At 52.1% G+C, this 11460-nt stretch carries 12 protein-coding genes and 1 tRNA gene; 1 reads left to right on the top strand and 12 read right to left on the bottom strand.

Annotated elements, in window-relative coordinates; all coding sequences use genetic code 11:
- Window positions 1-173: 173 nt before the first annotated feature.
- From AEAC466_RS44495 to AEAC466_RS44480, 5 genes are all read right to left on the bottom strand, one after another.
- Entirely contained in the window at window positions 174-755 is a 582-nt protein-coding gene (locus AEAC466_RS44495) for a hypothetical protein (protein WP_155913653.1), read from the bottom strand.
- Between the two features lie 201 nt (window positions 756-956).
- Window positions 957-1868 (bottom strand): hypothetical protein, encoded by a 912-nt coding sequence (locus AEAC466_RS44490; RefSeq protein ID WP_155913651.1) that lies wholly within the window; start codon window positions 1866-1868, stop codon window positions 957-959.
- A gap of 1 nt (window position 1869) precedes the next feature.
- Entirely contained in the window at window positions 1870-2721 is an 852-nt protein-coding gene (locus AEAC466_RS44485) for a HEAT repeat domain-containing protein (RefSeq protein ID WP_155913649.1), read from the bottom strand.
- Window positions 2705-3457, bottom strand: coding sequence for an ATP-binding cassette domain-containing protein (locus AEAC466_RS34585; protein ID WP_081714635.1), 753 nt, complete (start codon window positions 3455-3457; stop codon window positions 2705-2707). Before AEAC466_RS34585 ends, AEAC466_RS44485 begins: the two co-directional genes overlap by 17 nt.
- A gap of 25 nt (window positions 3458-3482) precedes the next feature.
- Window positions 3483-3626: a hypothetical protein gene (locus AEAC466_RS44480; protein ID WP_155913647.1), complete on the bottom strand. Its 144-nt coding sequence runs from the start codon at window positions 3624-3626 to the stop codon at window positions 3483-3485.
- 1127 nt (window positions 3627-4753) lie between these two features.
- Here AEAC466_RS44480 and AEAC466_RS34580 point away from each other — a divergent pair.
- Window positions 4754-5365 carry a tRNA-(ms[2]io[6]A)-hydroxylase gene (locus AEAC466_RS34580; protein ID WP_023458428.1) on the top strand — a complete coding sequence of 204 codons (612 nt, stop codon included), beginning with the start codon at window positions 4754-4756 and terminating at the stop codon, window positions 5363-5365.
- Window positions 5366-5487: 122 nt separating this feature from the next.
- Here AEAC466_RS34580 and rplA read toward each other — a convergent pair whose 3' ends face one another.
- From rplA to AEAC466_RS34545, 7 genes are all read right to left on the bottom strand, one after another.
- Window positions 5488-6174, bottom strand: a complete 687-nt coding sequence (gene rplA, locus AEAC466_RS34575) for a 50S ribosomal protein L1 (RefSeq protein WP_023458427.1) — start codon at window positions 6172-6174, stop codon at window positions 5488-5490.
- Between the two features lies 1 nt (window position 6175).
- Window positions 6176-6604, bottom strand: a complete 429-nt coding sequence (gene rplK / locus AEAC466_RS34570) for a 50S ribosomal protein L11 (RefSeq protein ID WP_023458426.1) — start codon at window positions 6602-6604, stop codon at window positions 6176-6178.
- A gap of 184 nt (window positions 6605-6788) precedes the next feature.
- Entirely contained in the window at window positions 6789-8798 is a 2010-nt protein-coding gene (locus AEAC466_RS34565; protein WP_023458425.1) for a TonB-dependent receptor, read from the bottom strand.
- 150 nt (window positions 8799-8948) lie between these two features.
- Window positions 8949-9524, bottom strand: coding sequence for a transcription termination/antitermination protein NusG (nusG, locus tag AEAC466_RS34560; RefSeq protein ID WP_023458424.1), 576 nt, complete (start codon window positions 9522-9524; stop codon window positions 8949-8951).
- 6 nt (window positions 9525-9530) lie between these two features.
- Window positions 9531-9863 (bottom strand): preprotein translocase subunit SecE, encoded by a 333-nt coding sequence (gene secE, locus AEAC466_RS34555; RefSeq protein WP_023458423.1) that lies wholly within the window; start codon window positions 9861-9863, stop codon window positions 9531-9533.
- A gap of 162 nt (window positions 9864-10025) precedes the next feature.
- Window positions 10026-10101, bottom strand: a tRNA-Trp gene (locus AEAC466_RS34550).
- Between the two features lie 108 nt (window positions 10102-10209).
- A complete protein-coding gene (locus tag AEAC466_RS34545; protein ID WP_031238864.1) occupies window positions 10210-11412 on the bottom strand; it encodes an endo-1,4-beta-xylanase in 1203 nt (400 codons plus the stop codon).
- Window positions 11413-11460 lie beyond the last annotated feature (48 nt).

The raw sequence follows: 11460 nt of genomic DNA, 5'->3' as shown, positions 1-11460 counted from the left end.
GGTTTGCTTTTGGGTCTGATTGATAAGAGCGATCGATGCCCCAACGGTAACAACCGGCGGCATTGCCAGCTCCGGCGGCATTTCTGAAAACTTACTCTCTGATTTCAGAACCATTACAGCTACAGCTCGGCTTCCTTCTGGCGGGACCGGTCTTGCAAAGATTCCAAACAACATCACGCCTCCTTGTGTAGCAGCCTGCCGCTAGACGTAAGATTGAAAAGAGTAGCCCGGAGAAATACCCAAGCCAAAGCAGTACAGACAACGCCATACGCCCAGACCCACAAACCAGCATACGAACCCGACATAAACGCCCCGGTACGTATATACGTAAATAGGCAAGAAAATGGAACAAACAATGCCACCTGACCTAGAAAATGTTCATTCGGTAAGAAAATAAAAACAACCGCTACAAAAAAGGACGAAAGTTGGGTGATTTTTTCGCTTTTGGTCAGCAAGGCAACTGAAACAAACAGTGTTCCATATGCTAAAGAATATATAAAAATTAAAGGAAATAGTAAAAGGTAATAAATCACCGAATCCATTGGGATGGCCCCGAACGCAAGTAGAATAACCGAAAGAAAGCTAATCGATATATAAGAATGCACGGTATTGATGAGATGTCTTGATATTAAAATCATGTCGAAGCCAAGTGGGCTCGCGAAAATGCGTCCAAGGCTTCCATGGGCGCAGTCAATGAGGAATTCACGTGGAACGGCACCTGATATTCCAATAATAGACATAGATGCAAGTGACATTATCGCCGATATCAGAGTTGAAGATGCGTGGCCTTCGGGCGAAAATTTGAGACTGCGTATACCGAACATCATTCCTAACAGGATAATATTGCCTACTATATATTCGAATTTACCATTTCGGATTTCTGAGATCGTGCGATAAATTTCACATTTTAGCGCTAGCAATAATTGCGATATATAGGGGAAATGCATTTTCATAATTTAATATATTGAAACCGCAGCGTTTAAATTGACTATTGGATTTGGGTCTCGACGCATACAATGCGTAATCATGTCGCGATCTAGATTATGTCTCGTGTCAGCATCAAGTAATCCTTGAAATGCTATTAGTCTTACGTAAGGCGAGTAATGATTTCTTGCAATATTGGATATTTCCGCGACAGCCTCTTCATCTGAACCAATTAAAAGGCTAGACACTTTTAAAAGTGATAACTGTCTCAACACAAATGATCCGTAAAGCAACCCTCTAATTTTACATTCCTCCACATCGAAGGCATATTGCTCAAACTTCTTTAATGCTGGCGTGTCAAGGATTAGATTCAAGGATACCGAAGTCTCTTCCGGATATTTCTGAATATGAATATCCTTGCTTGGTCGGTAATATAAAATCTTCCCTTTCGAAAGCGTTGTATGCTCAAGAAACCTGATATCCACAACCTCTCCCACGAATCCAGATACTTTCTCACGATCATATTCGAAAATGGAAGTTGCATACCCCGCCCCCTGATAACCTACCGTCAGAAGAGCGAAGTTATGATCATGAGGTGTTGTATAGGAATAAATTTTATCAACATACCGCTGTGCCCGAGCGTTGACCACCTTAGGTTTTGACCAAATATTTGCCCGGATAGTAAATGCTCCAAGACCACCAAATATAAACGACTGACCAGATATCATTTTGGCTCGTCCGGAGGGGGCATAACCAGACAATGTGCGTAATTGATCAAGTATTGCGTTGCGGATAAACGTCCTATTATTACTTAATGCTGTAAGCATTGGACCCGCGTCCATAATGTTATCAGGGTCGGATGGATCAATATTATCATGCGCCCATTCCAATAGCTCTGATGGCGAAATCACCGCTTCTGATGCACTCTCAATTGTAATAGCCATTTTAACCTCTCTCGCCGACCATCAGATTCGCTTCAATCGATTTCCGAGCAGCCGATGCGATATGTGGATGCGGGTCTTTTGTAAGTTCAGCCAAACGTAGCAGCGCGACTTCCTGATTGAGAGTAGCGAGTGCTTGAATTGCGGCCCACCTAATAAAATGGGCGTTATGATAAGTCGCATCAAGAAGGGCATTCGTGAACTCAACATCTCCAAGTGATTTCGCCCCCTCGCACGCATCCGCAATCTGACTCACCATGAGGTCCGTTGCAATTGATTGCCAAGGCAAACCAGTTTTCAAATCGAATGACCACTCAAACGCATCGGCAGACTTTGACACAAGCTTTAAAAGCGCAGTGGGACACTCGGGAGAAAATCTAAAGATATCTCCCATCGGCACAACCTCGAGAATTTCACCAGGGTGCACGATTTTTTCGCCTGTTTTCTGTAAGACAATAGTTGGGTCATATATAGATGAGTCCCAAGTGTCTGGGAGGGCGTATATTTCGACGTCTAATTGGTGCTGCAACGGCATACAAAGGCAATATGCTGAATTTGATGTCGCAACAGCCTGACCGGAGGTATGTATCCCTACCATTAGATCAAAATTTAAAGCTTTCTCATTGGGGGGAAAGCCAGACGGCCCTGCCGTAAAAATGAAGTGGTCATTGGAAAATGATCTCGGCGAATAATATGGGTCTTCTGCTAATTTGCGCAAATGGCCTTTAATGGCATTGTGGACAGCACTTTGATCATTATAAATTTCCAAAAATAGCGGCTTACAACTCAGCACATATTCAGGCGAACGAATAATTTTATTTAATTCCAAAATATAATATTCAATGTCTCTCGTCATTGCTGCCCCCTCCCACTAAACGCAGATATGCCTCGACCAAACCCACTCCAGAAAGTTTTGAGGTTTCAGCACTGTCGAAACGGCGGCGCACTTCGCCTTTACAAATGACGGATATTTCGTCACTGATGGAAATGATCGCGTCAGGCTCATGGCTTGTGAATATTGTTATGAGGGAATGTTCTACAGTTAACTTTTTTATAAGCGCACATAATTCCGCTGATCCCACTATATCTAGTCCCAATGTCGGCTCGTCGAGTAACAATATTTTGGAGTTACATGACAAGGCAATCGCTATGTTTAAGCGTTGCAACATTCCTTTTGACAGGGTTTGTGAAGGACTGTTTCTTGCTGATAGGATTCCTACCCGATCTAACCACAACTCGGCCTCTTCTTTAGTTTTAAAACGCAGATCAGGGTTGCCCATGGACGCGAAATAGAGAAAGTTTTGAAGCACGGTAAATTTAGGGTAGTAGCCCGCATGGCCATCCATAAAAAATGTTACATCGGCCCTCGTAAGTTTGCGCCAGCCAGCCTTCTCATTCCCGTAGCAAATGCTGCCGTGATCCAGTGTCTGCAAACCCGAAACTGCCGACAGGAGTGTAGTTTTACCCGCACCGTTTGGCCCCACTATAGCGCTTACGCATCCCTCAGTGAAGTTTCCGGATAGTCCCGACAAAGATGGGAGGTGCCTATTTGGATGGTGCTTATAGGCATCTTTTACACGAAGACTATTCATTTCCGCGCCTCCACTATTCCGTTATTTAGTTGATAGTCGCATCGATCACCACAAGGGCGATGGCAACCAGAACACAAACAGGCCCGGTAACGGTATCATTGGACCCGTATGGCCCTACGGGAAATGCTAGATCTTCGACGATTAGACTACGCGTATTTGTATCAACCATTTCAAGTCTCCTTTGGATGTTTTGTTGAAAAGCACGCCACTAAACGTGGACAATTTGGCCACGATCTTATTTAGCACCACCTAAGCCTGCAACACGCATTGCGATATTCATCTAAGCGTTTGGGTGCCTATAATACCTCTAAATCCAAAATTGCCTATAAATAAAGGGCTGTCAAGCTCAATCTATGGTGGTTTTATTTTTTTGTTTTATATGGCTGAATTTCCATATTAAATAGCACTAAATTATAGATTGTTTTTTTAGCCTTAAATGAAACATTAATTTAGGATCAATCCCTCATTAATATTACATATCAAATTTTGGTTTTGCTGACTCCATCAGTGCGACCTATACTACTTTAATGAGACCTTTGCGCGGGCATGTGATTTCATCATTATTTCAATAGACTAGGCATGGTCCAACGCCCGCCTGGATTGGGCGCTCGTCGTCTGATCCGCCTGATGCCAAGCTGAGCAAAGTTTGACTCACGGGATTCCCAATCCGACCGAACTCTGATTCACTTCCAGCAGGAGGCGTCATCATGGCAGCAGCAGTTGGACTTCGATCTGATTTTTCTTCTGAGACTTTGCGGATGCATGCGCGTCAAAGCCGGGATGCGAAACAAGCGCGTCGTCTTTTGGCTTGCGGTTGTCTATGATGGTGGCAGTCGTTCGGCGGCTGCCCAGAAGGGGGGCATCGGATTGTAAATACTGCGTGATATATTAAATAGGGGAAGATGCGCCTACATCTTCCCCCGCATTACCTGAGCTGCGGCAACCCGGAGAGGAAGTTCACTCAGATAAACTTATAGCCTGAAGTTATTATTACAGGACATACAGTGTCACCTGAGTATTAGATAGAAGCCAAGACCATTTGGCTCGCAGTCGCATCTCACAGGTGGTATTTGACAAGGTGTGTTTTAACCGAAAACTTGCCTATGTCGAATGAATTATAGGTAATGTTAAGGCGTCACTTCCTTAAGTCCTGAAATATACAGCAAACATTGTTTATATTGTTACAATTTGAAGACAGTCGCAAATTCAGGCCATATCTTCACGCTTGATTTCCATATCTTCACCCTTGATTCCAATGTGCAGCTTTGCCAAAGACGCACGCTAAAAGGAGTCATCATGCCGACCGACGTCTTGGCAGATATTCACGCGTTTCTGGGCTCACGGACGCCAGACGCATGGATCGACGCCGCCCTGAAAAATCTCGACCTGCTTCTGCTTGACCACAAAAATTGCGAGTACAAGGCCGCCAGCAACGCTATCAACCTGATCGCCAAGTATCAGGAAAGCGAAGCCCTGGTCATGGCCATGGCGCGCCTGGCACGCGAGGAACTGGCGCACCACGAGCAGGTGATGAAAATCCTCAAGAAACGCGGCATAGCTTTGCGCCCCCTCACCCCGTCGCGCTACGCCATGGGGTTGCGCCGCCTGTGCCGGCGCACAGAGCCCGGCATGATGATCGATATTCTGCTGATCAGCGCCTTCATAGAGGCCAGGTCGTGCGAACGGTTCGGCGCAGTGGCGCCACACCTGGATGGCGATTTGGGCAAGTTCTATTTTGGTCTGCTGAAAAGCGAAGCCCGCCACTATCAGGGCTATATCAAGCTGGCCAGCCTGTACGGCGACGCGCAGGATATCGCTGAGCGTATCGCCCTCATCCGACCGGTCGAGCAAGCGTTGATCGCCGATCCCGATCCAGACTTCCGCTTCCATAGCGGCGTACCCGCCTGATCTTGCCTACCTGATCTTCGCCGGCCTGATCCTGGCCACCCCGCTCCTGTCTACAAAGGAAAAAGCCGCCCCTTAACAGGAGCGGCTTTTCACTTGCGATGTAAAATCGACAATCGGAACGGTTACTGAGCCGACGCCGTATCAACCTTTACGCCAGGGCCCATGGTCGAAGACAAAGCAATCTTCTTGACATAGAGGCCCTTGGCGCCCGACGGACGGGCCTTAACCAGCGCATCAACCAAAGCCTTGATGTTGATTTCAAGAGCTTCGACGGTGAACGAGATCTTGCCGACGCCGACGTGGACGATACCGGCCTTTTCGACGCGGAACTCAACCGCACCGCCCTTGGCGTCCTTGACGGCCTGGGCAACGTTCGGCGTGACAGTGCCGACCTTCGGGTTCGGCATCAGGCCGCGCGGGCCCAGCACCTTACCGAGGCGACCAACCAGAGCCATCATGTCCGGAGACGCAATGACGCGGTCGAAGTCCATGAAGCCGCCCTGGATCTTTTCGACCAGGTCTTCGGCGCCAACGACTTCAGCGCCAGCAGCCAGAGCTTCCTCGGCCTTCTTGTCCTTGGCGAACACGGCGACGCGAACGTCCTTACCCGTGCCGGACGGCAGGTTGACAACGCCACGGACCTGTTGGTCGGCGTGACGCGGGTCAACACCCAGGTTGATGGCGATTTCGACCGTTTCGTCGAACTTAGCCTTGGCGTTTGCCTTGACGACGTTCAGAGCTTCGGTCAGGCCGTACAGCTTGCTGCTGTCGGCATTCCAGGCCTTAACACGTTTTGCGATATGGGTCATATTAATCCACCACCTGCAGGCCCATGGAACGGGCGGAACCTTCAATGATCTTGGTCGCCTGATCGAGATCGTGGGCGCTGAGATCCTTCATCTTCTTTTCGGCGATATCGCGCAGTTGGGCGCGCGTGATCTTGCCAGCAACGTCGCGGCCCGGCAGCTTCGAGCCGGACTTCAGGTTCAACGCCTGCTTGATGAAGAAGGTCGCCGGAGGCGTCTTCGTCTGGAAGGTGAAAGACTTGTCCTGATAGACAGTGATGATGGTCGGAAGCGGCGTGCCCTTCTCGACATTTTCGGTACGGGCGTTGAATTCCTTACAGAAACCCATGATGTTGACGCCGCGTTGACCCAGTGCAGGGCCGATGGGGGGCGAAGGCGTGGCAGAGCCGGCCTTCACCTGGAGCTTGATATAGCCCAGGATTTTCTTAGCCATTGGAAATCTCCTGAAGCGCCCTAAGGCGCGTTGTGAGCCGTGGTATAGTTGGCCTGGCTTAGCTTTGGCCTCCCACGGATTTATCTCCGTCGTAAAACGAAGAGCGCGCGCTATAACCTATTTGTTCAGGGGTGGCAAGCCTCATCGCGGGGACGTATCCCTGGGCGAGAAATAGCCCGCGGGCTCAGCGGCTACCATCGCCGAACCGGTAGGACAAGGCGACCTTGAGCGCGCGCATATTTGCCGCCCCTCCCGACTCGGTTTTCAACACGGCCGTATCGACGACACTGCGAAAATGAAAGCTATTGAACAGGTCGGTTATGCTAACCACCACAGCGACCTTGTCGGTCAGCGGGTGGCGGTAGGTCATGTCCGCGCGCCAGGCGCCGCTGGTCTGGCCCTGATAGGTCAACCGGCGGCCGAACCCCGTGAGATTGATCTGAAACTGGTCGCCGTTCGGTGCATTGTATTCGAGAAGGCCGTTGCCCGAACCGGAAAATCGCCCGCGCATCTTTTGCACATACCCGTCTATATACGGGGCTTGCGCGTAGTACAGGTTGGCGTTGATCGAATATTTGAGGCGTTTCGACATCTTGCCATGCAGGGTCAGTTCCGTTCCACCCGAACGGCTGCGTCCGGAATTGATTGAGGTGCTCAGGAGCAGGCCGTTAGCAGTCATCAAGCTGTAGGGCGAAAAACTACCGCGCGTATCGCGGAAATATAGGGTGGCGCCCATTGCGAAATCGCCGATATTGCGGTCATAGGCCGCCTCATAGGCATTGGTGAATTGTGGTTTGAGCGCCAGATTACCGGTGACGCCAAGATTATTGCCCCAATATTGGACATTGGGGTTGTATTCACCGATAGACGGACGCGATACCCGACGCGAAAAGCTGAACTTCACGCGATCGGTGTCTCCGAGATAACGGCTGATGTGAAGCGAGGGATAAAGGGTGAGGTCGGAAACACCAACATCCCCCACCAGATCCAGACGCGCCACCTCCAGACGCAGGCCGGGCAGAACAGTCCACCGTCCCCATGGCGTCTGCCACGTCGCATATATGGCCGATATAGTTCGCGTGCCCGAAAAGGCGTAATCATAGTCGGAAACGGCCAGGTCCAGGTCCGTGCCGCGGCTATCCAGGCGCGAGGCGTCGCGATTGAAGGTCCGATCGATGGACAGGCCCGCCGTCAGCAGACGCCGGCCGAAGCGCCGCTCATAATCACCCTGCACCCGATCGCTGTTGCCACTGATATCCGAAATCGTGCCATAGATGTCGCCATCGCCCCGATCATATGTCGAACGGGTCAGATTGGCGTAATCGGAATGATCGAAACTCAGGCTAAGGGTCTCGTTATTCTCATCGCCGCGATAATCGTACTGAGCCAGAACATCCCCATTATGGCTTGCCGACGTAACGAGAGAGGTCTCGTCGTAGTCGGCGATACCGCTGTAATGGCTCAGCCCCTTGGTCATCGCGTCGTATTTGCCGTAATTGCCCTTGACGGACAGGCTGCTTCGAGGGGATGCCTTATATTCAAGCGACAGACCGCCCGTCGCCTCGTCAGAGGCCGTATGCAAGTGATCTTCACGATCAAGGACATCGTAGCCACCGTCGGGGTTCAGCGCCGCTTGGCGCTCAAATAGTCGCGTTCGATTGCGCCAGCGGTCGAGGCGTAACTGGCCGCCCACTGACCATGGCCCGCTGTTGAGCGTCGTGGATAGGGACAGTCCGCCTTGCCCGAGCGTGTTTGCCTGAACGTTTAGATCGCCGGACAGATGGATTTTGTGGCGCTTGCGGGTGACGATATTGATAATGCCCCCCGTACCGTCCGGTGCGAATTGCGCCGACGGGTTGGTAATCACTTCGATTCGTTCGACATCGGCGGACGCCAGAACCTTCACGACAGCATTTCCGTCCGCCGGCACCTTGCCATCAATCAATATGGTCACATTGGCGCCGCGCAATTGCACTTGGCCGTCGGAGGATACGGTGACCGAGGGCAGCTTGCGCAATATATCGAGGATGACGCCCGTCTGCGCGTCCGGATCGGACGCAATATCGTAGCTGAGGCGATCTATCTTTTCGACAGTGTCCGGTTTCTTGCCGACGACCAGGACCTCAGTCGAGTCTTGAGCCGTTGCTCCGCCGGCAAGAGCCAGCCCCACCGCCGTCAGGCAGGCGCTACTCATCGCAAAACGGTTAAAACCTCGGTCAGACACAACGCAAGAGATAGCATGGCCTAAAGCGATTACGCTAGATGCCGAGCCCCAGGCTGTAGGGCACAAAAAAACGCTCCGGCATACACCGAAGCGTTTTTTTGAATTCGCGATACGAAGCGGTTAGGCGGTTTTTTCGACCTGAGCATATTCCAGCTCAACCGGTGTGGCGCGACCGAAGATCGACACGGACACACGCAGACGGGCGTGTTCCTGATCGACGCTTTCGACAACGCCGTCGAACGATGCGAAGTGACCCGACGTGATCTTGACCTTTTCGCCGATATCGAAGGACAGGACAGGCATCGGACGCTCAACCGCAGCGGCGGAATTGCCAACGATGCGATCGACTTCCTTTTGCGACACAGGCATAGGCTTGGAACCGGAACCCAGGAAGCCGGTGACCTTCGGGGTGTTCTTGACCAGGTGATAGGCCTCGTCAGACAGTTCCATCTTCACCAGGACATAGCCCGGAAAGAACTTGCGCTCCGAATTGAACTTGCGGCCGCGACGGACCTCAACGACTTCCTCGGTCGGAACCAGGATTTCGGAGAACTTGTCTTCCAGACCCTGGCTTTTGGCCTGCTCGCGCAGGGATTCGGCCACCTTCTTCTCGAAGTTGGAATAGGCGTGGACGATATACCACTTGTGATTCGGGTTGGAGAGGACCGGCGCCTCGGAGTGTGCGGGATTTGCCATGTCAGATTATCCTTGAATGCCGATCTTGGTAACGTAATTGGTCAGGAAACCGAGCGCGCCGTCAATGACAAAGAAGAAGAGCCCCGCCAGGACAACCATGATCAGGACCATAACAGTCGTGATCCACACTTCCTTGCGCGTCGTCCAGGTGATGCGCTTGGCCTCGACCTGAACTTCCTTGAAGAACTTCACCGGGTTGAACGGTTTCTTCGGCGTCTTTTCGACAGCGGCGGCCCCGGCGGGCGCCTTTACTGGATCGACCTTACCGATTGCCACCTTGCGGCCCGGCTCCACGGTCTTCGTCTTTGTACCCGCTTTTTGGGTTTCAGGTTTCTTCACCGTTAAAACGCCTATCAGTCTGCGCCGCGCACGTCGCGGCTTCCGAACAACAAAAATGAGGCTCGAAACCCAGGTTTCAAGCCTACATTTAATTTGGACCGCATTTTATCCAAAAAGTGCACGACAAGCGTGACACGTTTCAAAACGCGTTCCGAAAAGAAATGGCAGGGGCGGAGGGACTCGAACCCACGACATCCGGTTTTGGAGACCGACGCTCTACCAGCTGAACTACACCCCTGCAGTTCTCAGGGACAGCCAGACCTGAGTCTCGGCTTATCCATGGGAGGCGTGCGGTTTATCAGCCGAAAGCGCAGCGCGCAACACCCATTGTGGGAATTTTTACAGCTTAAGGCACGAAAGCCGGATCGACCACCGCCCAGAAGGCCGATTTCGGATTGCCGGAGGTGTCGAACAGCAGAGGATAGTCCTTCCGCGTCACAGGATAGGTGTCTAGCCAGGTATGATTGTCCGCCACGCCCCAGAGCGTCACGGACTTGACGCTGGCATGCGCAGCGAAAACGGCGAACAGTTCACGATATTTCAGGGCCTGTGACCGCAAGGCCGCACTATACCCTGCCGCCCCTACCGTCACGGCGGGCAGACAGCCCGTGGCGTTGGCATCGCAGCTTCCCGGGTCGGCATAGACCGAGACATCCATTTCGGTCACATGGTTGACGAGCCCCTTCGCCTCAACCGCCGCAAGAGCTGCCTCGACTTCGGCCGCGCCCGGATAAGAAATATCAATATGCATCTGATGCCCAACGCCGTCGACCGGAACACCACGGTCAAGCATTCCCTGGACAATCGTCATCAGGCGACCGCGCTTCCCAGCCTCCTCAGTCAAATATTCATTGATGAACAATTGCGCGCCAGGGTCGGCAGCCCGCGCCGCGCGAAAGGCGTAGTCGATGAAGTCAGCCCCGAAGATGCGATACCATTCGCTGTCGCGATATGTAGCTGCCGCGCTATCGCTGGTCACTTCGTTGACCACGTCCCAGCAATAGACCTTGCCCTTAAAATGGGTGACGACGTCCGTCACATAGGTTTCCAGTCGGCCGCGCACCAGGGCCTTATAGGCCGTCATATCGGTACGGTCGCCGTCGAAAAACCACGATGGCGACGTCTGGTGCCACACCAGGGCATGTCCCCGCACGGAAATTCCGTTGGCCTGCGCAAAGGCGATCAAAGCATCGGACTGGGTGAAATCATAGACACCCGCCGAGACGCCTATCGGATTGGCCTTCATGACGCTTTCGGCGGTCAGGGTACTGGCATGTTTGAGCAGAAGAGCATTGGTCGGCGCCTGGCTGGTAAGCGCCGGATCGACAGCAAAACCAATCTTGAACTTGCTGGCAAAGACGGTTTTAAGCGCGGGCGCCGTCGCTGGATCGGGTAAGGTCACCGAAGACGATGAAGAGCTGGAACTGCCGGAAGACGTCCCGCCGACTCCCCCACTGCTACTGCCACCGCCGCCGCAGGCTGCAACGAGCGCCGATGCAGCGACCGTGAACAACAGCGTTCGCCGGCTGGAGGATGCCAAACCCTTCATGATGTCTTCCCTGACGTTTTTTATATTATATCCGTCATTGACATCCGG

The sequence above is a fragment of the Asticcacaulis sp. AC466 genome (assembly GCF_000495815.1).
In the GTDB taxonomy this organism is placed as follows: Bacteria; Pseudomonadota; Alphaproteobacteria; order Caulobacterales; family Caulobacteraceae; genus Asticcacaulis.
This window is presented reverse-complemented; position numbering and strand designations above follow the sequence as displayed.

Bases quoted from the DNA above. Each gene is read 5' to 3' on its own strand.
- AEAC466_RS44495 (WP_155913653.1), bottom strand. From the start codon at position 755: ATGTCACTTGCATCTATGTCTATTATTGGAATATCAGGTGCCGTTCCA.
- AEAC466_RS44490 (WP_155913651.1), bottom strand. From the start codon at position 1,868: ATGGCTATTACAATTGAGAGTGCATCAGAAGCGGTGATTTCGCCATCA.
- AEAC466_RS44485 (WP_155913649.1), bottom strand. From the start codon at position 2,721: ATGACGAGAGACATTGAATATTATATTTTGGAATTAAATAAAATTATT.
- AEAC466_RS34585 (WP_081714635.1), bottom strand. From the start codon at position 3,457: ATGAATAGTCTTCGTGTAAAAGATGCCTATAAGCACCATCCAAATAGG.
- AEAC466_RS44480 (WP_155913647.1), bottom strand. From the start codon at position 3,626: ATGGTTGATACAAATACGCGTAGTCTAATCGTCGAAGATCTAGCATTT.
- AEAC466_RS34580 (WP_023458428.1), top strand. From the start codon at position 4,754: ATGCCGACCGACGTCTTGGCAGATATTCACGCGTTTCTGGGCTCACGG.
- rplA (WP_023458427.1), bottom strand. From the start codon at position 6,174: ATGACCCATATCGCAAAACGTGTTAAGGCCTGGAATGCCGACAGCAGC.
- rplK (WP_023458426.1), bottom strand. From the start codon at position 6,604: ATGGCTAAGAAAATCCTGGGCTATATCAAGCTCCAGGTGAAGGCCGGC.
- AEAC466_RS34565 (WP_023458425.1), bottom strand. From the start codon at position 8,798: ATGAGTAGCGCCTGCCTGACGGCGGTGGGGCTGGCTCTTGCCGGCGGA.
- nusG (WP_023458424.1), bottom strand. From the start codon at position 9,524: ATGGCAAATCCCGCACACTCCGAGGCGCCGGTCCTCTCCAACCCGAAT.
- AEAC466_RS34545 (WP_031238864.1), bottom strand. From the start codon at position 11,412: ATGAAGGGTTTGGCATCCTCCAGCCGGCGAACGCTGTTGTTCACGGTC.